Below are 25759 nucleotides of genomic sequence, written 5' to 3'. Positions count from 1 at the left end.
GCCGGCGGAGACGCCTGACCGGCGTCACCGAGTGGTGAGCGCCTGCCCGATGATGGGCGCGCGGGCGTCGACGACGTCCATGCCGGCCGCGAGGCACGCCAGCCCCCGGTGGTTCCGGGTGGTGAACACCAGCACGAGGGTGCCCACCACCAGGGCTGCCGCGATCAGGTCTCCGACCACCGGCACGAACTCCGACAGGGCGATGGCTCCTCCGAGACCTGTGCCGGCCCGGATGATCCGGGCGAGCACAGTGGGGACCCGACCCCCGGTGCCGAGCAGCAGAACCGCGGACTCGCCCGGACTGGTGCCTGTCAGCAGGAGTGGAACGAGATAGGCGAGCAGTCCGGCCACGGTACCGATCGACGTCTCCGCGGGATCGCTCACGGATCCGGCGCCTGCCAGGCCGACGACCAAGCCGGCCAGAACCGAGACCACTCCGACGAGGAGCACGTCGCACAGCATGCCCAGCAGGCGTCGCGTCGCGGTGACACGAGCGGGAGGCCGCACATCCTCACCCGCGGTCGGACGGCCCGCGCGACGCCGGGTGACGAGCAGCGCCAGCGCCGAGCCGAGGCCGGCGCCGAGGGTGTTGTGCAGCAGGTCGCCCACGGAGAAGAACCGGTACGAGCAGGGGTAGATGCCCCAGAGACCCGTGAGCTGGGTGGTCTCCACGAGAAGGGAGAGGACGAAGCCCACGAGCAACGCGGTGGGGATGCCGCGACGGAACAGGATCCGCACGAGAAAGCCGATCGGGACGAACAGTGCGACGTTCAGAACGGTCACCTGCAGCGCGGCGTTCGCGATCAGGGAGCTGCCGCCCTGCTGGATCGCGATGATGTCACGGAGGTCGCGCAGGAGATCGAGGTTCGCGGTGGTGCAGGTGTAGTCGTCGGTCGGCAGCGGTGCGGGCAGGATCGTGTAGGCCCAGATGGCCAGGAACGAGATCAGCAGGGCGAACCACGCGGCCGCACGTCGCCAGCCGAAGCCGCCCCGGGCGCGGAAGCTCGCGGCCACGAAGGGCACGAACAGGATCAGAGCGACGGCCGCACCGATGAGGATGGCGAGCAGGCCGGGGGTGACGCGGGTCACGGCCGCGGCGCCGGGCCCGCGATCGGCACGGGAGAAGTGGTCATTGCGCCGATCCTGCCAGTGCCTGCGTGGGAAGGCGCGCACGGGGGCCGAATTCACCCCCGCGGGTGAGCAGGAAACATTCTTTGCTTTCGTCTTGTAATCGTAGAAATTTCCCCTATTCTAATTCCACCGGTAATCATTTCCCTTCCTTCGAGAGGTACTCATGAACGCACGAACTCGCAGCATCGTCGCTGCGACCGCCGCTGGAGCGATGGTGCTCCTCGGCTTGAGCGGCTGCAGCGCCGCTTCTTCGTCGAACTCGGACGAGCCGCTGGTCGGCCTCGTCATCAAGACCCAGGACAACCCCTTCTACGTGAAGATGACCGAGGGAGCGAAGACGGAGGCCGAGGCGCTCCGCTTCAACCTCCAGGTCGCGAGCGGAGACGGCCAGAGCGACGTCGACTCGCAGATCAAGGCCATCGAGAACTTCACGGCCCAGGGCGCCAAGGCGATCCTCATCACTCCGGCCGGCGACGGCATCGTGCCCGCCATCAAGAAGGCTCAGGATGCGGGCATCGTGGTCTTCGCGATGGACTCGCCTCTCAGCGAGGGCTCGGGGATCGACGGCACCTTCGCCACCGACAACGTGCTCGCCGGCAAGCTCGTGGGCGAGTGGGCCAAGGCGGCGCTCGGCGACACTCCCGCGCGCATCGCCACCCTCGACCTCAGCACCGATCAGATCCCGGTCGACGTGGCCCGCAACCAGGGCTTCCTCGAGGGCTTCGGCATCGACCTCGCCGATCCCACCAAGATGTGGGACGAGACAGACCCACGCCTGATCGGTCACGAAGTCACCGACGCGAACGAGGCCGGCGGCCGCACCGGCATGGAGAAGCTCCTGCAGAAGGATCCGACCATCAACCTCGTCTACACGATCAACGAGCCCACGGCGGCCGGTGCCTACCAGGCGGTGACTGCGGCCGGTCTCCAGGACTCCATCACCATCGTCTCCGTCGACGGAGGCTGCCCCGGGGTCACGAACGTGAAGGAGGGCGTCATCGCCGCCACCTCCATGCAGTTCCCGCTCGAGATGTCGAAGCAGGCGCTCCAGGCCGTGAAGGCCTACCTCGCCGACGGCACGAAGCCGCAGAACAGCGACGGCCTCGACTTCACCAACACCGGTGTGACCCTCATCACCGACAAGCCGCAGTCGGGCGTCGACTCCGAAGACACCACCTTCGGTCTCGACAAGTGCTGGGGCTGACCCCCTGAGCATCCGGGGGCGGTTGCGTCATCGCCGCCGCCCCCGGCCCTCCGCGATACCCGATCCCCGGAATCATCCGCACAAAGACGTAGGAAGTCCGACCATGAACAGAAGCGCAACCGACACCCCGGACGCCGAGCGGGCGAGCATCCCCGCCCCGAAGTCGCCGATGGGTCTCGTCGAGATCGACGGCGGCGGCCGCCTCACCCCCCTCCAGTGGGTGGAGCGCCGGATGCTCTCGCGACCCCTGATCGGCCCGCTCGCGGTGCTCGTGCTCGCGCTGATCGTGTTCTCGATCGTGTCGCCGAACTTCGGCACGCTCCAGAACTTCTCCCTGATCCTGCAGCAGGTGCAGGTGATCGCGATGCTCGGCATCGCGCAGACCCTCATCATCCTGACCGCGGGAATCGACCTCTCGGTCGCCGCGGTGATGCTTCTCGCGCAGGTCGTGATGGGCAAGCTCGCGGTGACGCTGGGCCTCCCGGTCGAACTCGCCCTGGTGCTCGGCATCCTCGTCGGGGTGGCCTGTGGTGCCATCAACGGCCTCATCGTGACGAAGCTCAACATCCCGCCCTTCATCGCCACCCTCGGCACACTGAGCATCTTCTACGCCCTCAACATCTTCATCTCCGACGGTGAGAGCGTGCCCTACGCCGACGTGCCCGCGCTGTTCAACTGGCTCGGCACCGGCTTCCAGGTGCTCGGCACCACCTTCACCTTCGGTCAGGTGCTCACGATCCTGATGTTCGTCGTGTTCGCCTACATCCTGAGGAGCACCGCGTGGGGCACCCACATCTACGCGGTCGGCGACAACCTCGAGGCGGCACGGCTCAGCGGCATCCGGGTGAACCGCGTGCTGATGTCGGTGTACGTGGTCGCCGGCGCCATCATCGGCGTCACCGCGTGGCTGCTGATCGGCCGCATCGGCTCGATCTCACCCACCGCGGGTGCCTCGTACAACCTCGCCTCCATCACCGCCGTGGTGATCGGTGGCACGAGCCTCTTCGGCGGCCGCGGCCGCATCATGGGCACCCTGCTCGGCGCGGTGATCGTCGGAGTCTTCTCCAGCGGTCTCTCCCTCGCCGGGTTCGACAACCTCTGGCAGGAGTTCACCATCGGAATCCTCATCATCGGCGCGGTCGCCGTCGACCAGCGCCTTCGCAAGATCGGACGATGACATGACCACCGAATCCGTCACCCCCACCACGCCCTCCGCGCGGTCGACCGAGCTCGTGCTCGAGGCCCGCAAGATCGTGAAGCGTTACGGCCACGTCGTGGCGCTCGACGAGACCGACTTCGAGATCCGCCAGGGCGAGGTGCTCGCGATCATCGGCGACAACGGCGCCGGCAAGTCGTCTCTCATCCAGTGCCTCTCCGGCGCGGTGCAGCCCGATGAAGGCGAACTGCTCGTGAGCGGCGTGCCCGCGACGCTGAAGTCGCCCGTCGAGGCGCGCAAGCTCGGCATCGAGACGGTGTTCCAGAGTCTCGCCGTGTCGCCCGCACTGGATGTGGCGAGCAACATCTTCCTCGGCCGCGAACTCCGCCGGGCGGGCATCGCCGGCAGCGTGTTCCGGATGCTCGACAAGAAGAAGATGCGACAGGAAGCCCTCGGCGCCATGTCGGAACTCGGACTCCAGACGCTCCAGAACGTCGGCCAGTCGGTCGAGACCCTCTCAGGGGGCCAGCGCCAGGGTGTCGCCGTGGCGCGGGCCGCGGCCTTCGGTTCGAAGGTCGTCATCCTCGACGAGCCCACCGCCGCTCTCGGTGTGAAGGAGTCGGGGCGCGTGGTGAAACTCATCAAGGACATCAATGCCCGCGGCATCCCGGTGATCCTAATCTCGCACAACATGCCCCAGATCTTCGAGGTCGCCGATCGCGTGCACATCCAGCGACTCGGCAAGCGGATCGCACTGGTCGAGACCGCACAGATCGACATGGGCGACGCCGTGGCCATGATGGTGGGGGCGAAGACCCCCGAGCAGCTGGGACTGGAGACCGCGTCGTGAGCGCCGTGATCGACCGGGCGTCGTCGTCGACCACGGAATTCCTCCGCCAGGCGGGCGTCGTGCCCGTGGTCGTGGTCGCCTCGGCCGATGAAGGAGTCCGTCTCGCCGAGGCGCTCGCGGAGGGTGGCCTGCCCGGAATGGAGGTGACCTTCCGGTCGCCCGCGGCGGCCGAGGCGATCCGTGCCGTGCGCGCCGCGCTGCCCGACTTCGTGGTCGGCGCCGGCACTCTGCTGAGCCCGGCCGACGTCGTCGCAGCCGCCGAGGCCGGTGCCCACTTCGGAGTGGCACCGGGCACGACGCCCGACGTCGTGGCTCACGCACACCGGCACGGGCTCGATTTCATCCCCGGGGCGGCGACCGCATCCGAGGTGGAGCGCGCTCTCGGGCTCGGCGCGGCCGTCGTGAAGCTGTTCCCCGCCGAGGTGCTGGGCGGAGTGGCTCTCCTCGACGCCTTCGCGGGCCCGTATCCGCACGCCCGGTTCATGCCCACCGGCGGCATCCGGGTCGACGACCTGCCGCGCTATCTCGAGCGCGGCAACGTCCTCGCCTGCGGTGGCACCTGGATCGCTCCCCGTGCCCTTCTCGACTCCGGCGACTTCGCCGAGATCTCGCGCCGAGCGGCATCCGCCGCCGACGCCGTACGAACCATCAGAGAACCATCTGGAAAGGAGCACCCTCATGGTGCCTGACTACCTCCCCCTCGCCGGCGACGCGCTCGTCGGCAGAGTCGCCCTCATCACCGGTGCGGCATCCGGAATCGGTGAAGCGGTGGCGCGGATCTACGCCGCGAACGGTGCCAAGGTGGCTCTGATCGACATCGACACCGCCCGGCTCGATCAGGTGGCCGCCGACATCGTGGAGCGCGGCGGCGACGTGATCGCCCTCACCGGCAACGTGGTCAGCGAAGACCAGGTGCGGTCGTTCTTCGCCGAGACCATCGCGAAGTGGGGCCGCCTCGACCTCGTGGTGAACAGCGCCGGCCGCGACTCGCTCGCGCCGCCGATCACCGAGGTGACGCTCGAGGAGTGGAACAAGACCATCGAGCCCAACCTCACCGGCGTCTTCCTCTGCTGCCGCGAAGCGTTCCTGCAGATGGAGAAGCAGGCCTCGGGTGGCCGCATCATCAACATGGGCTCCTCGTCGACGAAGGTGGCCTCCGGTCCCGGACACAGCCCCTATCGCGCGTCGAAGCACGGCATGCTCGGTCTGTCGAAGAACATCCTCATCGAGGGGATGGAGAAGAACATCGGCGTCACCGTTCTGAACCCCTCGCACGTGCGCACGCCGATGACCGAGATCATCGACAAGGGGCTCTACGACGGCGACCTCCCGGCCTACACCGACGGCTGGCTCGACGAGAAGGAGATCGCGGAGGGCCTGTCGGCCAGCTGCATCGACGTGTCGAACGTGGCCGAGGCCGCCCTCTACATCGCCACCCGCACCCCGGATGTCACCATCCCCACCTTCTCGCTGTACCCCACCCACAAGGTGCTCCGGTACGGCATGGAGGTCTGACCTCCATGAAGGCAGCAGTACTGCGCGGCGTGCGCGACATCGCCGTGCTCGACGTCCCCCTGCCCGAACCGGTCGGCATCGACCCCGTGCTCGTGCGCATCGGCGCCGTGGGGGTGTGTGGTTCCGATGTGCTCCGGTTCGGCGTCGGCAAGGGATACGGCTTCCCGCTCGTGCTCGGACACGAGATGTCGGGCACCGTGGAGGAGGACTCCCCGAGCGGTGCACTGCGGGCGGGCGACCGTGTCGCGATCTTCCCGTGCATCCCGGATGCGGCCGACCCCATGACCGAGATCGGCGAATACACCCTCGCCGAGAAGTACGACTACTTCGGATCACGCCGCGATGGCGGACTCGAGGAGTTCCTGCGGGTGCCGGAGCGCAACCTCGTGAAGCTGCCGGAGGGCACCACCCTCATCGCGGGAGCCCTGGTGGAGCCCGCCGGTGTCGCGCTGCACGCCGTGCGCAAGGCCGAGGTGCCCCCGAACGCCTCCGCCCTCGTGATCGGGGCCGGGCCGATCGGCTTGTTCGCGGCGCAGTGGCTGCGCATCCTGGGCGTGGTGCGGGTGATCGTGTCCGACGTCGACGAGCGCAAGCGCGCCGTGGCCCAGCACCTCGGCTTCGAGACCCTCGACGCCACGACCGGCCCATCCGACGAGCTCGCACTCGCGGCCACCGGGGGGCGGGGGGTCGACATCGCCGTCGAGGCGAGCGGGCTCGGCATCACGTTCCTCCAGGCGGTGCATTCGGCCGCCCACCGCGGTCAGGTCATCCTGCTCGGCGATCTGAGCACGGATGTCGCGCTGCCCAAGGAGACCGTGTCGCGCATCCTGCGCCGGGAGCTCGTGCTGCGCGGCACCTGGAACGCGGTGATCACGCCGCGCGTCACCAACGACTGGGAGATGGTGGTGGCCTGCCTCGGCCGAACCCTCAAGGTCGACGACCTGGTGAGCCACGTCGAAGAGCTCGACGACGCCCCGGAGGTGTTCGCCCGGCTGGCCGACCGGGCAGGCTGGTCGAACAAGACGATCTTCGCCGTCTCAGCCGATGCCCTCGCCGAGCGCGCTGCGGCGTTGGAGGCCTCGCTGTCGGCTTCCCTCGCCGGCTCGCTCGAGAAGGCGGGAGCACGATGAGGGCCGCCGTCTTCCGGGAGCCGGGCCTCATCGAGGTCGCCGACATCCCCCTCCCCGAAGTGGGGCCGGGCGACGCGCTCGTGCGCGTGCGCGCGGCGAGCGTGTGCGGCACCGACCTGCGCATCTCGAAGCACGGCCACTTCCGCATCCCGGCAGGCACCTCGCGCGTGCTCGGCCACGAGTGGACGGGCGACATCGTCGAGGTGGGCCGCGATGTTCAGGGCTTCGCGGTGGGCGACCGGGTCAGTGCCGCCCCCAACGTCGGATGCGGCCGGTGCGCCATGTGCGCCCGCGGCCTCAACCAGCTCTGCCCCGACTACGAGGCGTTCGGCATCACCATGAACGGCGGCTTCGCCGAGTACCTCCTCATCCCGGCCATCGCCTTCGAGCGCGGCAACGTGTTCCCGGTTCCTGCGCATCTGAGCGACGAGATCGCCGCCGTCATCGAGCCACTGTCTTGCTGCCTGCACGGCCAGCGCGCGATCGGCCTGTCGGCGGCCGACTCGGTGCTCATCATCGGGGCCGGGCCGATCGGATGCTTCCACACCGCCCTCGCGAAGCGCGCCGGTGCACGTCAGGTGATCGTGGCGAACACCCGTCAGCCGCGGCTCGACATCGCGGGTCTGATGGGAGCGGACCACCTGATCAACGTCTCCGAACTCGATCTCCGGGAGGAGGTGATGCGGCTGACCGACGGCCAGGGGGTCGACGTGGTGATCACCTGCGTCTCGAAACCCGAGGTCATCGCCTCGGCCACCGACCTCGCCGGTCGTCTGGGCCGCATCAACGTCTTCTCCGGTCTGGGTGACGGAGCCCGGCCCCCGATCGACGTGAACTCGCTGCACTACCGCGAGCAGATCCTCACCGGCACCACGGGCTCGAGTGTCACCGACTACGGCGACGTGATCGACATCGTCGCCACGAGCGACATCGACCTCTCGCCGATCGTCTCGCACCGGTGGGCGCTCGACGACATCCACGCGGCGATGGAGACCTCCCGCTCGGGCGCCGGCATGAAGTCGGTCATCGTGTTCGGGGAGGTGGCCTGATGGCCGAGGTGCTCACACCCGACACGCTCCGGCCGCAGCCGGAACCCACCTTCTTCTTCGTGGGCGTCACCACCGGCTCGTCGTCGATCATGGAGGTCTTCCCGAAGTGGGCCGACCACCTCGGCATCCCGCGGCGCATCGTCGGCATCGACGTGCCGCTCGACTCCCCGCCGGAGGTCTATCGACGGGTCGTCGAGTACCTGCGCGACGATCCGTTCGCCCTCGGTGCGCTCGTCACGACCCACAAGCTCAACCTCTTCAAGGCGAGTCGCGACCTCTTCGACGAGATCGGCGAGTCGGCCGCGCAGCTCGATGAGATCAGCAGCATCTCCAAGCGCGGCGACCGACTGCTCGGCCACGCGATGGACGATGTGACGAGCGGTCTCGCCTATGACGCGATCGCGGGCGACGGAACGGCAGAGCTGCTGCTCCTCGGTGCCGGCGGTTCATCGCTCGCGCTGACCCTGCACCTGCATCGCCGGCAGCAGAGCGGAGCGCCCGTGCCGAGCCGGCTCGTGGTGACGAACCGCCGCGCGGGGCGCCTCGACGAGATGCGCGAGTTCCACGCGCGCATCGGGTTCGGCATCCCCACCGACTACGCGCTCGCTCCGGAGCCGATCTTCAACGACGCGGTGCTCGCGCAATTCGCCCCCGGCGCGGTGGTGGTCAATGCGACCGGCCTCGGCAAAGACCGGCCGGGCTCGCCGCTCACCGACGCGGCCCGGTTCCCGGCCGGCGCCATCGCCTGGGACTTCAACTACCGTGGCGACCTCGTGTTCCTCGACCAGGCGGCGCGCCAGGCCGATCGCGGTGTGACATCCGTCGACGGCTGGTTCTACTTCCTCCACGGCTGGACCCGGGTCATGGCCCAGGTCTTCGACATCCACATCCCCACCTCCGGCGCCGCCTTCGACGCCCTCTCCCGCATCGCCCGTTCCTGACGGGCGCGACACAAAGGAAACCTGATGAGCACTCCCTCCCTCGCCCCCATCACGAAGGCCGTGGCCACCCAGTTCGACCTCGTGTCCGGGCTCACCGCCGACCGTCCCTCGCTGCGCCGCCCGCTCTCGGCGATGGCCGGCATGTACGCCGACACCGCCGCCTTCGACGCGGCGGTCGCGGCCGACGACGTGCTGAGCTATGAGTTCTACGACTTCGGTGTGCCCTCGCTCGAGACCGAGGTGGCCTACGGCACGAGCATCACCTACCCGGGCAAAGTGGGCGACGAGTACTTCATGACCAAAGGGCACTTCCACACCCGCCTCGAGTCGGCCGAGATCTACCTCTGCCTCTCCGGCCAGGGCCTGATGCTGATGGAGAGCCCCGAGGGCGACGTCCAGGTCGAGGAGTTCCGACCGGGTCGTTCGGTGTACGTGCCGGGCCGCTATGCGCACCGCAGCATCAACACGTCGGCCACGGAGCCGCTCATCACGTTCTTCGCCTTCCCGGGCGACGCCGGCCACGACTACGGCACCATCGAGACGAAGGGCTTCCGAAAGATCGTCGTCGATCGCGACGGCTCGCCCGAGCTGCTCGACAACCCACGCTGGGGCAACTGAGGCATCCGATGCCCGACCGCATCGTCGTCACCCCGCGCTCGGCCCACGGGCATCCGGCCATCGAGCGGATGCGCGCGGCCGGCTACGAGGTCGTGTTCCCCTCGCCGGGCGCGGTGCCCACCGCTGAGCAGCTACGCGCCTCGCTCGCCGGCAGCGTCGGCTATCTGGCCGGCATCGAACCGGTGACCCGGGACATCCTCGAGGCGGCGCCGCGGCTCCGAGCGATCTCGCGCAACGGTACCGGGGCCGACGCGATCGACCTCGCGGCGGCTGCTGAGCGTGGAGTGCGGGTGCTGCGCGCGCCCGCGGCCAACGCGCAGGGAGTGGCGGAGCTCACCGTGGCGCTGATGCTCGCGGCCGCCCGGTCGCTGCCCTACGCCGCCGGCGCCATCCGGGCCGGCGAGTGGGGCCGGCGCCAAGGTGTCGAGCTGGGAGGGCGGCGCCTCGGCGTGATCGGCGCCGGGCAGATCGGGAGGAGGGTCATCCGGGTGGCTCTCGCGCTCGGCATGAGTGTGCGCGCCTACGACGCGTATCCGGATGCCTCGTTCACGCCCGACGGCGACTTCGCGTTCGCCCCGCTCGACGACGTGCTCGCGAGCGCCGACGTGCTGACGCTGCACGCTCCCCCCGCCGAGAAGCCGCTCGTCGATCGGGCGGTGCTGACGGGGCTGCCCGCCGGTGCCCTCCTGGTGAACACGGCGCGCGCCTCCCTGGTGGATGAGGAGGCGGTGCTCGAGGTGCTCGACAGCGGAGCCCTCCGCGCCTACGCCACCGATGTCTACGCAGTCGAGCCGCCGGGCGTCACCGCGCTCACGAGCCATCCCGCGGTGATCGGCACGGCGCACATCGGAGGCTTCACCGCGGAGAGCGTGGAGCGGGCCATGAGCGCAGCCGTCGACAACCTGCTCGACGCTTTAGACTCTGACCGTGAGCGACCAGGCCATGAGTGACAACATCCTGCACCAGATCTCGCGCAGGGCGGGTTCGCTGAGTCCTGCGCTCCGCGGTGTCGCCGACGTCATCCTCACGAACCCCGAGGAGGCTCAGGCGCTCTCCATCACCGAGCTCGCCGGCCGGGCCGGGGTGGCCGACTCCACGGTCTCGCGGTTCCTCCGCGAGCTCGATCTCGAGGGCTACAACCAGCTCCGGCTCGGCATCGCCCAGGCGATCTACTCCCGACCGGGTGCCGCCGAAACCCGCACCAGCTGGGTGTACGAAGGGGTGTTGAAGGGCGACAGCCCGGAGAACGTCGTGGAGAAGGTGCTGCACGGCAGCTTCGAATCGCTCACCCGCACGGCCGAGCGGCTCGACCCGGAGATCCTCCTCAAGACGGTGGAGCGCATCCACGCCGCGTCGTCGGTCTACTTCGCCGCCATGGGGTCGTCGTCGACCGCGGCCGAGAACGCCACCATGCGCTTCGTGCGTGCGGGCGTGCGCTGCCACTTCTTCCGTGACCAGAGCGTGCAGTCGATGGGCAGCGCGACACTCGGGCAGGGCGACATCCTGATCGCCATCAGCGACTCCGGAGACTCCACGTCGGTGGTCTCCTCGGCGCAGATCGCCAAGTTCCACGGCGCGCACACCCTCGGCATCACCTCCAACGTCGACTCGGCGCTCGCCTCCGTGGTCGATGACGTGTTGCTCACCGCGGGCACGGTGGCGTCATCCGACGTCTACGGCGAGTCGGTCACGGCCAAGTGGGGGCAGCTGCTCGCCATCGACGTGCTCTACGCCACGTATGCCACGAAGTACTACGAGGAGACCGCCGACTACCTGCAGGAGAGCTACCTGCGGGCCATCAAGCCCACCCGGGTCAGCGACTCCCGCGCCTGACGAAGGCCCGGTCGCGCCCGATCTGACGTTTCGCGTCGATCACGACGAGCGCGAACCGTCACGGTCGGCGCGTGCGCTCGACGGCCGCGTGCTTCAGTGCGTGACCCAGTCGAGGGAGCGGGAGACCGCCTTGGTCCAACCCGCGTAGAGGCGCTCGCGGGTCTCGGCATCCATCTGCGGTTCGAAGCTGCGCTCGATGTCGATCGAGTCGCGCAGCTGGTCCTGTGACGACCAGAAGCCAACGGCGAGGCCCGCGAGGAAGGCGGCGCCCCGCGCGGTCGACTCGGTGACGCGCGGTCGGCGCACGGGTACTCCGAGCTGATCCGCCTGGAACTGGAGGTGGAAGTCGTTCGCCACCGCGCCGCCGTCGACCCGGAGCTCGGGCAGCGGGTTGCCCGACTCGGCCGTCATGGCGTCGATGACGTCACGGTAGGAGTAGCTCATGGACTCGAGGGCGGCTCGCACGAGCTGAGCCCGCCCGGTTCCCGGAGTGATGCCGAACACGGTGGCACGGGCGTACTGGTCCCAGTACGGAGAGGCCAACCCGGTGAAGGCCGGAACGAGATAGACCCCTCCGGTGTCGGGAACGGATGCGGCGATCGCCGCCGTCTCCTCCACGCTGTCGATCACCCGGAGCTCGTCGCGCAGCCACTTGATGGTCACACCGACGCCGAAGAAGACACCCTCGAGCGCATACTCCACCCGACCGTCGAGTCCCCAGGCGATCGTGGTGATGAGCCCGGCCTTCGATTCCACGAGGGCGGTGCCGGTGTTCATCATCACCGAGCCACCCGTGCCATAGGTGGCCTTGACCGAACCCGGTGTGAAGCAGGCCTGGCCGAACAGAGCGCCCTGCTGGTCGCCGGTGGCCGAGGCGACCGGGATGGCGGCGCCGAAGCCGGCGGCTTCACCGGTGCTGCCGTACACCTCGCTCGAGGGGCGCACCTCGGGAAGGATCCCGATCGGGATGTCGAGGAGGGCCAGGATGTCCCGGTCCCACTCCAGCTCGCGGATGTTGAAGCACATCGTGCGCGACGCGTTCGAGTAGTCGGTGACGTGGGCTGCGCCATCCGTGAGCTTCCAGATGAGCCAGGAGTCGATGGTGCCCGCCAGCAGTTCGCCGGCCTCGGCGCGCTCGCGGGCGCCCGGTACGTTGTCGAGCAGCCACTTGATCTTTGTGCCGGAGAAGTAGGTGTCGATTGGCAGGCCGGTGGCGTGGCGCACCCGCTCGGCGTGGCCGAGGTCGCGGAGTTCGTCGCAGAAGCCGGCCGTGCGGCCGTCCTGCCAGACGAGGGCGTTGTGCACGGGCTCGCCGGTGCGCCTGTCCCAGAGCACGCAGGTCTCGCGCTGGTTCGTGATGCCGATCGCGGCCACGGCAGACGCTTCGACACCCGACTCCTCGAGCACGCGGTGCGCGACGCGGCGCTGGGACTCCCAGATGTCCGTCGCATCGTGCTCCACCCAACCGGGGGAGGGGTAGTGCTGCTCGAACTCCTCCTGCGCGATGTGCTCCACCGAGCCGTCGTGCCGGAACAGGATCGCGCGAACGCTGCCTGTACCCGCGTCCAGTGCCATCACATGGGTTGTGCTCATCGTCGAACCGCGTCCACTTCATCGTGTTTGTTGACCGGGCTTCATGCCCCTCACTAGAGTGGCCGAAGATTATTCCGAACTCAAGTCCGGAAGAGAAATAATTACCGAATCGGGAGCGATCTCATGCGAGCAGCCGTCCTCAATGCCCCCCACGAGCGCCTGCGCATCGAGCGGATCGACACCCCGGATGCGCTCGAGCCCCACGAGGTGCGGGTCGCCACAGCGGCCGTCGGCATCTGCCACTCCGATCTGCACGTGATCGACGGCCGCGTCGCGCGGCCGATGCCGGTGGTGCTCGGGCATGAGGCCTCCGGAGTGGTCACCGAGGTCGGTGCCGCCGTGCGCGATGTCGCCGTCGGCGACCACGTCGTCGCGTGCTTCGTGGTGTTCTGCGGCGAGTGCCGGATGTGCCGCGCGGGGCGCCCGGCGATGTGCCAGAACCGCGAGGCCACGATGCGCAAGGCGGATGCGACCCCCCGCCTGTCCCGTGTCGGCCGCGAGGTGCACCAGTGGACCAACATCGCCGGCTTCGCCGAAGAGATGGTGCTGCACCGCAACGCCGTGACCGTCATCGACGCCCGGATGCCGCTCGACCTCGCCGCCATGCTCGGCTGCGCGGTGGCCACGGGGGTGGGATCGGCGCGCAAGGTGGCGGCGGTCGCGCCCGGCGACCACGTCGTGGTGATCGGCGCGGGCGGTGTGGGGCTCAACGTCTGCCAGGGGGCGGCGGCGGCGGGAGCGGCGAGCGTGATCGCACTCGATCGCAGCGACGAGCGCCTGGCCCTGGCGTCGGAGCGGTTCGGGGCCAGCCATGTGATCAACACCGCATCGGTGGTTGATGCCGCATCGGTCATCCGCGACATCACGGATGGGGGAGCAGATCACGCGTTCGAGGCGGTGGGGGTTCCGGCGCTCATCGATCTCGCGCTCGACGCGACCGCGCGCGGCGGGTCGGTGTGGGCGGTCGGAGTGTTCGGTGACGACGCCCGGATCGCGTTCTCGGCCGGGCAGCTGCACTCGGGCAAGGGCGTGCACGGCGTGCGGGCCGGATCGCTGCAGCCGCAGACCGACCTGCCCCTGCTCGTGGGCGACTTCCTGGCCGGCCGGCTGGAGCTCGAGGCGCTCGCGGGGCGGCGGATCGGGCTCGACGAGATCAACGACGGCGTGGCCGACCTCGTGGCCGGAGTGGGCGCGCGCACCCTCGTCGTGTTCTGAGGTCGACGAGGGCACGCGCCGCTCGGCGTCACGCGATGGCGTAGCCGCCGTCGACGTTCAGCACGGTGCCCGTGATGTAGCTCGCATCAGGCGACACGAGGAAGCCGATCGCCGCCGCCACCTCGGATGCGCCGCCCCAGCGGCCGAGGGGGATGCGTGCCGTGATGCGTGCATAGCGGTCGGCGTCGTCGCGCGCACGCCGCGACATGGGCGTCGCGATCCAGCCCGGTGCCACGGCGTTCACCCGGATGCCCTCCGCGGCATAGGCCACGGCCTGGGAACGGGTGAGCGCGACGATCGCCCCCTTCGACGCCGCATAGGCGGGGGATCCCGCCGAGCCGAAGTAGCTCCACATCGACGCGAAGTTCACGATCGCGCCATCCGCGTCGGAGAGCCGGCTGCGAAGGAGCTCGGCGACGGCCAGGACCCCGGTGGCGTTGATGCCGAGCACGGCGTCGAAGGATGCGGGCTCCCACTCGTCGTCACGCAGCACCGCCGCAGCCGTCACGAGTGCGGAGACCGCCCCCAAGTCGCTCACGGCATCGAAGAGTGCGGCGCCGTCGCTCACGTCACAGCGGCGGAAGCTGATGGCCTCGGGGAGATCGGCATCGGCGTCGAGTCCCAGTGCTCGCACGGCCCAGCCCCTCTCGAGCAAGAGCTCGGCGACGGCGCGGCCGATGCCGGTTCCCCCACCCGTGATGACGGCGAGAGGGGGCTGGGAGTGGTCGGTGGTCATGGTTTCTCCATCCGTATCGAAATATATTCCGAACATAGCTTGACCCCGGGTGAAATTTCAATGACGATGGGGGCATGCACTCTGCAACGACGCTCCTGCCCGATCGGCCGACCGCCGATGACGCCTCCCTCGCCGATCGCGCAACCTTCGTGCGCACCGAGGCGATCCGCCTGATCGAGATCGCCAAGGTCGGTCACTACAGTTCGGTGTTCTCCGCCGCCGAGATCTTCGCCGCCCTCTACTACGGGGTGATGCGCACGGATTCCGCGAATCCCGCCTGGGCCGACCGTGATCGTTTCCTGATGGGAAAGGGGCACGCCGCCGTCGGGCTGTTCCCCATCCTCGCCGACCTCGGCTACTTCTCCCGCGAGGTGCTCGACAGCTACACCCGCCTCGGCAGCCCGCTGGGCGACCACCCCGACATGACCAAGGTCGCGGGCATCGACTTCAGCTCCGGCTCCATCGGCCATGCGCTGTCGAACGGGCTCGGGATGGCGCTCGGAGGGCGTCTGGCGGGTCGCGACTTCAGCGTGTTCGTGATGCTCGGCGATGGTGAGATGCAGGAAGGGCAGGTCTGGGAGGCGGCGCTCGCCGGAGCCCACCACCGGCTTGGCAAGCTGGTGGCCATCGTGGACCGCAATGGTTTCCAGCTCGACGGCAGCGTCGACGACGTGATCGGCATCGAGCCCCTCGGCGACAAGTGGCGCGCGTTCGGCTGGGAGGTGCACGAGGTCGACGGCCACGATGCATCCGCGGTGCGCGATCTGCTGCGCGCGCTCGCTGAGCGGCCCGCCGACGCGGCCCCGAGCTGCGTGGTGGCCCACACCAAGAAGGGCAAGGGCGTCGCCTATATGGAGGAGGAGCCCGGGTGGCACCTCGGCTACCTCGTGCCGGCCGATGCGGAGGCCGCCGTGGCCGAGATCCTCGAGGGGGGTCGCGCATGAGCGCCACGCTGACCGAGGGCTCCTGGCAGTACCGGGGCCTGAACGCGCAGAACCCCGGCCTCGACCACCTCTCCGACGGGTTGCTCGATCTCGTGGACGCAGGCCACCCGGTCGTGGCCGGCACGGCCGATCTGCAGTACTCGAACGGTCTCGTGAAGTTCGCCGAACGGCATCCCGACCGATTCGTGCAGTTCGGCATCTCCGAGCAGAACATGGTGTCGGCGGCGGCGGGCCTCGCCACCACGGGAGCGATGCCCTTCGTGGCCACCTTCGCGTCGTTCCTCGCGCTCCTCTGCTGCGAGCAGATCCGCATGGACGTGGCCTACACGAAACTCCCGGTGCGCCTCATCGGTCACCACACGGGCATCGCGCTCGGCTTCTACGGCACCAGCCACCACGCCACCGAAGACATCTCCACGATGCGGGCCATCGCCGGTCTCACCGTGGTGTCGCCCGCCGACGGGCCTCAGTTGCGGGCTGCCATCCGGGCGTCGGCCGAGTGGCCGGAGCCGATCTACTTCCGCACCAGCCGGGGCCGCGATCCTCAGGTCTACGACGACGACGTGGTGTTCGAGTTCGGTCGCGGTATCGAGCACTCCACGGGAACGGATGTCACCCTCATCGCGTGCGGCACCCAGGTGCATCCGGCCCTGCGCGCGGCCGAGACGCTTCGAGCCGAAGGGCTCTCGGTCGGCGTGATCGACATGCCCACCATCAAGCCGCTCGACCGGTCGCTGGTGCTCGCCGCCTCGGAGCGGAGCGACATCGTGATGACCGTCGAGGAGCACAACGTGCTCGGCGGCCTCGGTGCCGCCGTGGCCGAGGTGATGGCCGAGGCCCCCTCGCGTGCACGGCTCGTGCGGCACGGCATCCACGACGAGTACAGCCTGATCGCGCCGCCCACCCACCTCTACGCGCACTACCGGCTCGACGCGCCGGGGATCGCGGCGGTGGTGCGGGAGGCTCTGGCATGAGCGCGCTCCCTGCAGCAGGGCTTCCGTCGCACTGGCATCCCGCGACCGGCCGCGTGCTGCCCGGCGAGGCGGTGATCTTCGACCTCGACGGCGTGCTCGCCGATGCGATGCATCGGCAGCACTTCCTGCATCGCGAAGAACCCGATTGGCGCGGGTTCTACGGCGGTGTCGACGCCGACGGCGTGATCGAAGCCGGACGCGCGCTCGCCGCGGCCATGCGTCACGACGTGCGGATCGTGATCCTCACCGGTCGTATCGACGAGGTCGCCGCCACCACGCGCGAGTGGCTCGTCGGCAACGGCCTGCGCTGGGACCTGCTGGTGTGCCGACCGCCCGACGAGGATGACTCGTCCCGGCACGCGGTCGACTACAAGCGCGATGAAGTGGCACGACTGCGGGAGTGGGGGATCGACCCCGTGCTCGCGATCGACGACAACCGCAAGATCGTGGAGATGTACGCCGAATTCGACATCCCCGGTGTGTACTTCCCGAGCGGGTACTACGACAGCTCGTCGCGGTACGACGGCGGGGTCTGACTCCGTTCGGCCCTTCGTGGTGGGAGGGCCGAACGGAACCTCCGGGTCGGGTCCGTCAGGCCAGGACGGAGCGGGCGATCGTCGAGAGCCGGTCGAACGTGGGCGCGTCGATCTCGATGTCGTGCACGACGCTCACCACGTGCGTCCAGGAGTAGACGAAGTAGTCCCAGCCGTCGACGACCGTCAGGCGCCGTTCCTCCGCCTGGGCCTCTGCCTGGCGGAGGAACGGGCGCTCCCCGCGGTAGTTCATGTCCCAGGCGATCGAGTCGCGCGGGTACTGCACGGCATCGGTGAGTGGGGAGCCCGGGCGATCCTTGCCCATTCCGGTGGCGTTCACGACGAGGGAGTGAGGCGGCAGGCCGGCCACCACGGCGTCGGCCTCGTCGGCCGTGGCGGTGACGATCGGGGTCGTCGGGATGCGGAATCCGATCGTTCGCTGCAGCGCACCGAGCTCGTCGAGCCGATCGGTCGATCGGGCGGTGACCCGGATGCGCGCGGGCACCGGGAGGCCTGCCTGGTCGGCGCGATGGATGCCGAGGACGGTGGCGATCGAGGCCCCACCTGCGCCGAGCAGCAGGAGGTCGCCGTCCTTCCTCCAGAACCCCTCGGGCACGAGCGACTGCAGGGCGAGCCAGCTCGTGCGGTCGTCGAGCGCAGCGCCGAGAAGCCGGCCACGACTCTTGTGCAGGCAGCTCACCTCGTGGAGGAGCACGGCCGAATCGTCGAGTTCTTCGATGAGGTCGGCGGCGGCCGACAGCACGTTCAGCTTGTGGGTCGTGATCAGGCCGCCCATCGAGTCGGGATCGTCTTTCACGCGTGCGACGGCCGATCGGTAGTCGGCGGCCGGGGCGTCGATCGGGAAGTCGATGCCCCGGAGTGCCGAATCGATACCGAGCTCCTCCATCCAGAGCGGGTAGATGCGCTGCATCGCGGACTGGCCTGTGGTCACCCCGAAGAACCAGAACGTCGAGGTCATGCCGTCACGTCCGTCAGCAGGTCCTTCAGGCGGAAGGGCTCGCCGAGTGCCGGGATGTGCCAGCGGGGATCGTCGACCCCCGCGAGCCGGTGGCGGAGGTCATCCGGATCTGCGCTGTTGAACTCGAAGAGCCCCCAGTGGTGGCACACGAGCGCCGGGATCGCTGCGGCGCGGCAGAGCGCCACCGCCTCGTCGAGCTCGAAGTTGCCCGGCACGCCGTGACCGGCGCGGTGGGCGTCGCGACCGTTCACGGGAAGGAGTGCGATGTCGACATCGAGTGAGCGGATGAGCTCCTCCTGCCCTGCATAGGGGGCGCAGTCGCCGGAGTGGTACAGACGCACTCCGCCGATGTCGATCACGTAGCCGAGAAAGAGGTGCTGGCCGTGGGGGTCGAGGGAGATCTGCTCGTGAGCGGCCGGAACGGCGGTGACGGTGATGCTGCCGGCGCCGAAGTACTCGCCGGCGTCGAGGCCGAGAAGTCGTGAGGCCGGGATGCCGCGGGAGATGCCCTTGACGGCTTCCGACCGGGGCACCACGAAGAGCGGGTCACTCGAGGTCTGCAGGTACGGGATGGAGCCGAGGTCCATGTGGTCGGTGTGGCCGTGGGTGCAGAGCACGAGGTCGAGGCCGGTGACATCCGAGGGATTGACGGGTGACGGATGCTGACGGGTGTGCGGAAAGATCTGCCCGCGGTACTTGTCGGCGAGCACGTCGCTCAGGTAGGGATCGATGAACACGAGCTCGTCGCGGTAGCGGAGGGCGAAGCCCGCCTGGCCGAGCCACCAGGCGACCACGTCGTGATCCCAGCCGGGCGGCGGCGGAAATGCCGGGTCGAGGGGGAGGGCGGCATCCGCCATGGGCAAGCTCCTTCGCAAGAATTTCTCTCAGACTACTAAACGTCGAAATTTCTTGCAAACACCCCGGCTTTCGACCTCGTCCACTCCACGCGGAGGCGGCCGGATGAGAGGATCGCACTGTGACCGCAGCCATGACTCTCACGAAGCACGCCGCCGCGCTCGTCTGGGGGCGTGATCGGGCGCGCACCGATTCGGCCGCCATCCGCGCCGAGCTCGTCGAGCGCGAGTATCCGCCGGCCGCACCGATCCCGGCCTTCCTTCGTCGCCGTCACGAGGTCGAGATCGCCACCGTGAAGGGTCGGCCGGTCATCACGTTCACGCCGAAGGATCATCCGCCGGCCACGGAGCTCATCTACCTCCACGGCGGCGCCTACGTGCAGCCGATCGGGCTGCCGCAGTGGATCATCGTGGGTCAGATGCTCCGCCGCCTGGATGCCGCGGTGACCGTGCCGCTCTATGGGCTCGCCCCGTGGCACACGATCGACGATGCGCTCGCCCTCCTGAGCGAGGTGCACGCGATGGTGCGAGCGCGGGCCTCCCAGGCCGGTGTGCCCCTCGCGATCGGCGGTGATTCGGCGGGTGGCGGCCTCACGCTCGCCCACTCCGTCTCCCAGCGCGACGCGGGAGCCGATCTGCCCGACCGCCTTCTTCTCATCTGCCCCTGGGTCGATGTGACGGTCACGCATCCCGATGTCGCCGCGCTCGTGCGGCACGACCTCACCCTCAACCCGGCGGGGCTGCGGGTCGCGGGTGAGCTCTGGGCGGGCACGCGCGACGTGCGCGACCCCGTGGTCAGCCCGATCTACGCCGATCTGGCGGGCCTCCCGCCGATGCGCTCCGTCGTGGGCGGTCAGGAGATCCTGCTCCCGGATGCGCGCGACTTCGACCGCGCGGCACGCGCGGCGGGCGTCGACGCCTCACTGCGTGTCTACCCGGCCGGATTCCACGAGTTCCCGGTTGCGACGTACACCCGGGAGTCCCGCAGCGCGCTCACCTGGCTCACCGAACCATTCTGACCGGAGGTCGTCAGACGATCCCGGCGCCCCACTCAATCGGTTACGCTCGGAAACGGACGCCTCGGGGGAGGCGCTTCCGGGGTGTGGCTGATGAATGGGGGCCTCGATGATGACCATCCGAACGCGGGTGATCATGTGCGTGACGCTCGGGATGCTCATTGCGGGCGTCCCCGCCACCGGCGCAGTCGCCGCTGAAGTCGCACCGCCCCCTGCTCCCGAGGCACCCGTCGGGCCGTCGGAGGTGCCGGTCTACCCCGTGCCTTCACCACTCGAGTCTGCGGCTGAGTCCGATTGGGTGCCTCGCCCCACGGCGGAGCCCTCTCAGCCGATGCTGGACCTCCCGGTTCCTCCGCCGATCGACCTCACGTCGGGGCTCGAAGCGGCCTGGGCGGCGAACCATCCGCCCGGGACAGTGCACGCGTCGAATACGGGCGGCGATCGAAGCGACGGTGCCCTGGGCGAATCGGCGGTGTCCGCCGAACCAGTGTCCGCCGAGCCCGCCGCGGCTTCGCCGGAGAGCGCTTTCGGCGCGTGGGCTGTTCCGAGCGAGGCCGACCGGGGGCTCTGGCTGCGGGTGCTGCCCGCAGCGGTTCGCGCTGCGCCCGCCTCGGCCGGAGCGGAGTTCGTGGCGAAGGGTGAGGTCGGGCGGATGCTCGAGGAGCAGCGCTCCGGCACCGCAGGGCTCACCCGAACCGTCGTGGTGCTGATCGGCGGTCTGCTCGCGCTGGCTGCCGTCGTCGGCACCGTCGTGCTTCCCCGGCTCCGGAGGGGTGCCGCGCCGGAGGCCTGACGCAGGCGGACCCCCGCAGGAGTGTGAGCGCGCGCAGAACGAGGGCGGTCCGGCCCGGTGTCGGAGGCGATGTGTACGCTGTTCACATGGATTCGGAACCGACAGCGGTAGCCATCGGGGCGGAATCGACCCCGCACTGGCGGCGCAACGTCGGGCTCTTCCTCGGCGGGCAGACCGTCTCGCTGTTCGGCTCCATGATCGTGCAGTACGCGGTGATGTGGTACGTCACGTTCGAGACCAAGTCGGGCTTCGCCGTGGCGCTCTACGCGGTCGCGGCCTTCCTCCCACAGGGGATCGTGTCGATCTTCGGCGGCACACTCGCCGACCGCATGAACCGGCGTGTGCTCGTGATGATCTCCGACGGCACCATCGCCGCGGTCACCCTCGTGCTCGCCCTGTTGATGCTCAACGGGGTCACCGATCTGTGGATCATCCTGCTCGCCGTCGGTGTGCGCTCGGTCGGCGCGGGCGTGCAGACGCCCGCCGTGCAGGCGATGATCCCGCAGATCGCACCGCCCGATCAGCTCATGCGGGTGAACGGGGTCTTCCAGACCATCCAGTCGGCCATGGCTCTGCTCGCACCGGCGGTGGCCGGCGCGGTGTTCGGCATCTTCGGCATCGTGCCCGTGTTCTTCATCGACGTGGTCACGGCAGCCATCGGCATCCTGCTGCTCGCCTTCGTGGCCGTGCCCACCCTCGCCTCGATCGCCGCGAAGACGTCGAGCTACCGCGAAGACCTCCTCGAGGGCATGCGCTACATCGGCAACCACCGTGTGGTGCGCTGGCTTCTCGTGGTGTTCGCCATCATCTTCCTGCTCACCGTCGCCCCGTCGTTCATCACTCCGCTCATGGTGGCCCGTACGTTCGGAACCGAGGTGTGGATGGTCACGGTGCTCGAGGTGGCATTCAGCACGGGCATGATCCTCGGCGGCGTGCTCGTGTCGACGGTGCTGACGAAGGTCAGCCGCATGGGCCTCATCCTCTTCGCCTCATTCGGCTTCGCGGTCTTCACCATCGCACTCGGACTCAGCCCGAACCTCTGGGTCTTCTATGGCTTCATGTTCGCGTTCGGTCTGCTCGTGCCGCTCTTCTCGGCGCCGTTCATGACCCTGGTGCAAGAGACCGTCGAACCCGGGATGCACGGCCGTGTCTTCAGCTACGTCGGCATCGTGATGGCGCTCGCCACCCCTATCGGCATGACGGTCTTCGGCCCTCTGGCCGACGTCGTGAGCGTGCAGTCACTGCTCGTGGTGGGCGGGATCGCCACGATCGCCGTCGTTCTCGTCGCCGTGCTGCTGCCCTCGGGCCGTGCGGCTGTCGCGGCCGCGCGGGAGGTCGAAAATGCTCCGGATGCGCCAGGCGGCGACGAGGCCGGCTCCGCTTATTCCTCGTAGCCGAAGTTGTCCTTCAGCACCTCTTCGTCATCGTCGAAGACGGGGTCGACCTTCTCCTCGTCGGTGACCTCGGCGTCGTCGTCGATGTCGGAGGTCTCGTCGAGGTCGACGTCTTCCAGCTCGGTGTCGGACAGCGAGAACTCCTGGGTCTCGTCGGGTTCCTCGATGCGCTCGTTCAGGTCGGCCATGACGTCTCCTCGTCTCGGATCATGCGTGCCCTCCCACCGTAGACACATTCGGGCGACGCGCGGAGAGAACTCAGTCGCGGTGGGTAGCATTTCGATCATGACGCGCGTGGGGCAGGAGTCTCTGATCCGGCAGACGACCGCGGGTGCGGTGCGCGGCAGCAGGCAGGGAGCGGTGCTGAGCTGGAAGGGCGTGCCCTTCGCCGCGGCCCCCGTCGGCGAACGCCGTTTCCGGCGCCCGGCGCCTCCCGAGAAGTGGCACGAGCTGCGTGATGCCACCGCCTTCGGTCCCATGGCGTTGCAGCGTCCGCTCAAGTCGATGGAGGTCGTGCCGGGGGTGGGCGTGGCGGAGGACTGCCTGAGCCTCAACGTCTGGGCACCGCGCGATGCGATGCAGTCGGCCGCATCCGGAACCCCGAAACCCGTGATGGTCTGGATTCACGGCGGGGGCTACTTCCAGGGCTCCACCGCGCAGCGCTACTACGACGGCCGGCACCTGGCCGAGAACGGCGACGTGGTGGTCGTCTCGGTCAACTACCGGCTGGGGGTCTTCGGCTTCGTCGACTTCTCGAGCCTCGGTGACGGGGGGAGCAGGAACTCCGGCTTCCGCCACGGCTTCGACGCCAACATCGGCCTGCGCGACCAGATCGCCGGACTCGAGTGGGTGCGCGACAACATCGCCGCGTTCGGCGGCGACCCCGGCAACGTCACCCTCTTCGGCGAGTCTGCGGGAGGGGCATCCGTCATCGCGCTGATGGCCTCGCCGCTGACCACCGGCCTGTTCCACCGGGCCATCGCCCAGAGCGCTCCCGTCACGTCGATCTACGGTCGCGAGCGCGCGGCTGCCGTGGCTGAGCGGCTGCTCGCCATCGTCGGCATCGACCGTCACGAGGCTCACCGCCTGCGCGACCTCGACCCCTTCGACCTCGTGGATGCGGGTGCCGAGCTCGTGCACCAGGTCTCGTCCGAGGTTCCCGGAACCCTCGCCATGGCCCCCGTGCTCGACGACGAGGTGCTGCCCGAGTACCCGCTCACCGTGTTCCGTGAGGGCCGCGCGCCGCGTATCCCCCTGATCGTGGGCACGAATCACGACGAGTCGTCGTTCTTCAAGCTGATGCGCTCGCCGCTGCTGCCGATCACACCGGCAGCGGTCGAGCAGATGTTCGCCGAGATCGCGAGCGACCGCCCCGAGTTCGAGGGTGTCGGTGAGCGCATCACCGGCGCCTACCCCTCGTATCCGCGGCGCCGTACCCCCGCCGAGGTGTCGCGGGATGCGGGCTTCCGCATGCCCTCGATCTGGCTCGCCGAGGCGCACTCGCGCCACGCACCCACCTGGATGTACCGCTTCGACCACGCCACGCCCCTCCTGCGCGTGACGGGCATCGGCGCCACCCACGCGGCAGAGCTCGCCTACGTGTTCGGCTCGTTCGCCCCGCGCGGCAAAGACATCGTGTTCGGCATGGGCGGCCGCCCCGAGGCCCTGCGCGTCTCCGCGCGCATGCAGGCGCGCTGGCTCGCATTCGCCCACGGCCGGTCACCGGATGCCGACGCGGCTCCGGTCGACTGGCCGCCCTACGAGGAGAGCGGGCGCAGCACCCTCATCATCGATCGCGACGACGTGATCGAGCACGACCCGGATGCCGACATCCGCGAGGCCTGGGGCCCCGAGATCCTCGCCTTCCGCTGAGGTCTCGGCCCAGACCGCCGCCGCGCGCCGCCGCGCGCTCCCGGAGGTTGCCACAAGTTGTGGCAACTCGAGCGTCCGGGCAACACGATGGGGCAAGTCGGTGTGGGGCGTGCCCGCGGCGGCCAACGCGCACGTCCGGGCAACAGGAAGGGGCAAGTCGGCGTGTGGCGTGCCCGCGCCGGCCGGCCGCGTTCCCGGGGTTGCCACAAGTTGTGGCAACTGGAGCGTCCGGGCAACAGGATGGGGCAAGTCGACGTGTGGCGTGCCCGCGCCGGCCCGGCGCGTTCCCGGGGTTGCCACAAGTTGTGGCAACTGGAGCTTCCGGGCAACAGGAAGGGGCAAGTCGGCGTGGGGCGTGCCCGCGGCGGCCCGGCGCGTTCCCGGGGTTGCCACAAGTTGTGGCAACTGGAGCTTCCGGGCAACAGGAAGGGGCAAGTCGGCGTGGGGCGTGCCCGCGGCGGCCCGGCGTGCAGCCCTGCGCGCACGCGTTCCGGGGTGCCACAAGTTGTGGCAACTCGCTCCCGGGTGCCACAAGTTGTGGCAACCCGCGTCCGGGTGCCACAAGAAGTGGCAACCCGCCCTGCCGTGGTAGGAATGCAGCATGGTGGCCGAACAGTTCGTCACGCCCTTCTGGCTCGACCTCGCGGCCACGGCGCTCGGCAGCGTGCAGGGCGCGATGTTCGCCGCCCAGTTCAAGGACAAGCGCCTCGACCTTCTCGGCGTCGGCCTGATCGGCGTGGTCACCGGTTTCGGCGGCGGTATGCTGCGCGATCTGCTGCTCAACCAGGTTCCGGCGGCGCTGCAGTCGAACTGGTACATCCCCGTCGCCATCGCGGCCGCCCTCGTGGGCATGCTGCTCGAGCGGCTGTTCACCCGGCTGAACGTCGTGATCACGATTCTCGACGCAGTGAGCCTCGGCCTCTTCTGCGCCATCGGGGCGAGCAAGGCGCTCTCGGTCGGTCTGCCGGTTGTGCCGGCGGTGTTCGTGGGAATCGCGGCCGCGGTCGGTGGCGGCATGCTGCGTGACATCCTGCTCGGGATGCCGATCGGCGTGATGCACGTCGGTTCGCTCTACGCGGTGGCGGCCGGGGCGGGCGCGATCTTCCTCGTGGCGGCCACCGCGGCCGGATCCGACATCACGGTGGCCGGGATCGGATGCGTGATCGTGACCACGCTCATCCGCCTGCTGGCCGTGCGTTTCGGCTGGAGCCTGCCCGAGCAGCGCACCATCAGCACTCTGCGACGACTCCGTCGCCAGAAGAGTGCGTGATTTCCGACAGGAGATTGAACGTTTTCGCAGGCGCTCCCGTTGACCCCAGATGAGGCCGACGGGCGCCCTCCGGGTCACCGAGCGCTCTCATAGGAAGCGCCAAGGGGCCCCAAAGGAGCCTGAAAGACTCGATCGATACGTTCGTATCAGTCCACTGAC

26 protein-coding genes are annotated in these 25759 nt (G+C 69.1%); 20 read left to right on the top strand and 6 right to left on the bottom strand.

Annotation, left to right across the window (positions count from 1 at the left end):
- Positions 1-24: 24 nt before the first annotated feature.
- Positions 25-1089 carry a VanZ family protein gene (locus EPO52_RS07720; protein ID WP_290804263.1) on the bottom strand — a complete coding sequence of 355 codons (1065 nt, stop codon included), beginning with the start codon at positions 1087-1089 and terminating at the stop codon, positions 25-27.
- A 205-nt stretch (positions 1090-1294) separates the two neighbouring features.
- Here EPO52_RS07720 and EPO52_RS07715 point away from each other — a divergent pair, with 205 nt between their 5' ends.
- From EPO52_RS07715 to EPO52_RS07665, 11 genes are all read left to right on the top strand, one after another.
- A complete protein-coding gene (locus tag EPO52_RS07715; protein ID WP_290804260.1) occupies positions 1295-2335 on the top strand; it encodes a substrate-binding domain-containing protein in 1041 nt (346 codons plus the stop codon).
- A gap of 103 nt (positions 2336-2438) precedes the next feature.
- Complete coding sequence (locus EPO52_RS07710) at positions 2439-3512, top strand: ABC transporter permease (protein ID WP_290804257.1); 1074 nt, start codon at positions 2439-2441, stop codon at positions 3510-3512.
- A gap of 1 nt (position 3513) precedes the next feature.
- The gene (locus tag EPO52_RS07705) at positions 3514-4341 is read left to right on the top strand and encodes an ATP-binding cassette domain-containing protein (RefSeq protein WP_290804254.1); all 828 of its coding nucleotides are present in this window, start codon (positions 3514-3516) and stop codon (positions 4339-4341) included.
- Positions 4338-5030 (top strand): bifunctional 4-hydroxy-2-oxoglutarate aldolase/2-dehydro-3-deoxy-phosphogluconate aldolase, encoded by a 693-nt coding sequence (eda, locus tag EPO52_RS07700; protein WP_290804252.1) that lies wholly within the window; start codon positions 4338-4340, stop codon positions 5028-5030. The genes EPO52_RS07705 and eda overlap by 4 nt, the downstream gene beginning before the upstream one ends.
- On the top strand, positions 5020-5856 hold the full coding sequence (locus EPO52_RS07695; protein ID WP_290804249.1) for an SDR family oxidoreductase: 837 nt from the start codon (positions 5020-5022) through the stop codon (positions 5854-5856). The genes eda and EPO52_RS07695 overlap by 11 nt, the downstream gene beginning before the upstream one ends.
- A gap of 5 nt (positions 5857-5861) precedes the next feature.
- On the top strand, positions 5862-6986 hold the full coding sequence (locus tag EPO52_RS07690; protein ID WP_290804247.1) for a galactitol-1-phosphate 5-dehydrogenase: 1125 nt from the start codon (positions 5862-5864) through the stop codon (positions 6984-6986).
- A complete protein-coding gene (locus EPO52_RS07685) occupies positions 6983-8035 on the top strand; it encodes a zinc-dependent dehydrogenase (RefSeq protein WP_290804244.1) in 1053 nt (350 codons plus the stop codon). The genes EPO52_RS07690 and EPO52_RS07685 overlap by 4 nt, the downstream gene beginning before the upstream one ends.
- Positions 8035-8976: a shikimate dehydrogenase gene (locus tag EPO52_RS07680; protein ID WP_290804241.1), complete on the top strand. Its 942-nt coding sequence runs from the start codon at positions 8035-8037 to the stop codon at positions 8974-8976. Before EPO52_RS07685 ends, EPO52_RS07680 begins: the two co-directional genes overlap by 1 nt.
- A gap of 24 nt (positions 8977-9000) precedes the next feature.
- Positions 9001-9594 carry a glucose-6-phosphate isomerase family protein gene (locus EPO52_RS07675; RefSeq protein WP_290804238.1) on the top strand — a complete coding sequence of 198 codons (594 nt, stop codon included), beginning with the start codon at positions 9001-9003 and terminating at the stop codon, positions 9592-9594.
- 8 nt (positions 9595-9602) lie between these two features.
- Positions 9603-10544 carry an NAD(P)-dependent oxidoreductase gene (locus tag EPO52_RS07670; RefSeq protein WP_290804234.1) on the top strand — a complete coding sequence of 314 codons (942 nt, stop codon included), beginning with the start codon at positions 9603-9605 and terminating at the stop codon, positions 10542-10544.
- Positions 10522-11427: a MurR/RpiR family transcriptional regulator gene (locus tag EPO52_RS07665; protein WP_290804231.1), complete on the top strand. Its 906-nt coding sequence runs from the start codon at positions 10522-10524 to the stop codon at positions 11425-11427. The genes EPO52_RS07670 and EPO52_RS07665 overlap by 23 nt, the downstream gene beginning before the upstream one ends.
- Before the next feature lie 93 nt (positions 11428-11520).
- Here EPO52_RS07665 and glpK read toward each other — a convergent pair whose 3' ends face one another.
- On the bottom strand, positions 11521-13020 hold the full coding sequence (glpK, locus tag EPO52_RS07660; protein WP_290804229.1) for a glycerol kinase GlpK: 1500 nt from the start codon (positions 13018-13020) through the stop codon (positions 11521-11523).
- Between the two features lie 123 nt (positions 13021-13143).
- Between glpK and EPO52_RS07655 the strand changes: the two genes are divergently transcribed.
- Positions 13144-14235 carry an alcohol dehydrogenase catalytic domain-containing protein gene (locus EPO52_RS07655; RefSeq protein WP_290804226.1) on the top strand — a complete coding sequence of 364 codons (1092 nt, stop codon included), beginning with the start codon at positions 13144-13146 and terminating at the stop codon, positions 14233-14235.
- A gap of 28 nt (positions 14236-14263) precedes the next feature.
- On the opposite strand, the gene EPO52_RS07650 is transcribed toward EPO52_RS07655, so the two are convergent.
- Complete coding sequence (locus EPO52_RS07650) at positions 14264-14971, bottom strand: SDR family oxidoreductase (protein WP_290804223.1); 708 nt, start codon at positions 14969-14971, stop codon at positions 14264-14266.
- Between the two features lie 74 nt (positions 14972-15045).
- On the opposite strand from EPO52_RS07650, the gene EPO52_RS07645 reads away from it, so the two are divergent.
- The 3 genes from EPO52_RS07645 to EPO52_RS07635 are packed head-to-tail and all read left to right on the top strand — an operon-like array spanning position 15046 to position 17425.
- Positions 15046-15915, top strand: coding sequence for a transketolase (locus EPO52_RS07645; protein ID WP_290804220.1), 870 nt, complete (start codon positions 15046-15048; stop codon positions 15913-15915).
- A complete protein-coding gene (locus EPO52_RS07640; protein ID WP_290804217.1) occupies positions 15912-16889 on the top strand; it encodes a transketolase C-terminal domain-containing protein in 978 nt (325 codons plus the stop codon). The genes EPO52_RS07645 and EPO52_RS07640 overlap by 4 nt, the downstream gene beginning before the upstream one ends.
- The gene (locus EPO52_RS07635; RefSeq protein ID WP_290804214.1) at positions 16886-17425 is read left to right on the top strand and encodes a hypothetical protein; all 540 of its coding nucleotides are present in this window, start codon (positions 16886-16888) and stop codon (positions 17423-17425) included. Before EPO52_RS07640 ends, EPO52_RS07635 begins: the two co-directional genes overlap by 4 nt.
- A gap of 55 nt (positions 17426-17480) precedes the next feature.
- Here EPO52_RS07635 and EPO52_RS07630 read toward each other — a convergent pair whose 3' ends face one another.
- Together EPO52_RS07630 and EPO52_RS07625 are read right to left on the bottom strand one after the other, a co-directional pair.
- Positions 17481-18401, bottom strand: coding sequence for a shikimate dehydrogenase (locus tag EPO52_RS07630; protein WP_290804211.1), 921 nt, complete (start codon positions 18399-18401; stop codon positions 17481-17483).
- Positions 18398-19258, bottom strand: a complete 861-nt coding sequence (locus EPO52_RS07625; RefSeq protein ID WP_290804208.1) for an MBL fold metallo-hydrolase — start codon at positions 19256-19258, stop codon at positions 18398-18400. Before EPO52_RS07625 ends, EPO52_RS07630 begins: the two co-directional genes overlap by 4 nt.
- Before the next feature lie 119 nt (positions 19259-19377).
- Between EPO52_RS07625 and EPO52_RS07620 the strand changes: the two genes are divergently transcribed.
- The 3 genes from EPO52_RS07620 to EPO52_RS07610 all read left to right on the top strand — a co-directional run bounded on the left by EPO52_RS07620 (position 19378) and on the right by EPO52_RS07610 (position 22458).
- Positions 19378-20274 (top strand): alpha/beta hydrolase fold domain-containing protein, encoded by an 897-nt coding sequence (locus EPO52_RS07620; protein ID WP_290804205.1) that lies wholly within the window; start codon positions 19378-19380, stop codon positions 20272-20274.
- Between the two features lie 469 nt (positions 20275-20743).
- Positions 20744-21064, top strand: a complete 321-nt coding sequence (locus EPO52_RS07615; RefSeq protein ID WP_290804202.1) for a hypothetical protein — start codon at positions 20744-20746, stop codon at positions 21062-21064.
- Between the two features lie 86 nt (positions 21065-21150).
- The gene (locus EPO52_RS07610; RefSeq protein ID WP_290804199.1) at positions 21151-22458 is read left to right on the top strand and encodes an MFS transporter; all 1308 of its coding nucleotides are present in this window, start codon (positions 21151-21153) and stop codon (positions 22456-22458) included.
- Here EPO52_RS07610 and EPO52_RS07605 read toward each other — a convergent pair.
- The gene (locus EPO52_RS07605; RefSeq protein WP_290804196.1) at positions 22446-22646 is read right to left on the bottom strand and encodes a hypothetical protein; all 201 of its coding nucleotides are present in this window, start codon (positions 22644-22646) and stop codon (positions 22446-22448) included. The two genes, EPO52_RS07610 and EPO52_RS07605, sit on opposite strands and share 13 nt — an antisense overlap.
- A gap of 97 nt (positions 22647-22743) precedes the next feature.
- Here EPO52_RS07605 and EPO52_RS07600 point away from each other — a divergent pair, with 97 nt between their 5' ends.
- Complete coding sequence (locus tag EPO52_RS07600) at positions 22744-24330, top strand: carboxylesterase/lipase family protein (protein ID WP_290804193.1); 1587 nt, start codon at positions 22744-22746, stop codon at positions 24328-24330.
- 601 nt (positions 24331-24931) lie between these two features.
- On the top strand, positions 24932-25600 hold the full coding sequence (locus tag EPO52_RS07595) for a TRIC cation channel family protein (protein WP_290804190.1): 669 nt from the start codon (positions 24932-24934) through the stop codon (positions 25598-25600).
- The last annotated feature ends 159 nt before the right edge of the window (positions 25601-25759 follow it).

The organism is Herbiconiux sp. (assembly GCF_004297105.1).
GTDB lineage: Bacteria > Actinomycetota > Actinomycetes > Actinomycetales > Microbacteriaceae > Herbiconiux.
The sequence above is the reverse complement of the archived record's forward strand: the minus strand, read 5'-3'. Positions and strand labels throughout refer to the sequence as shown.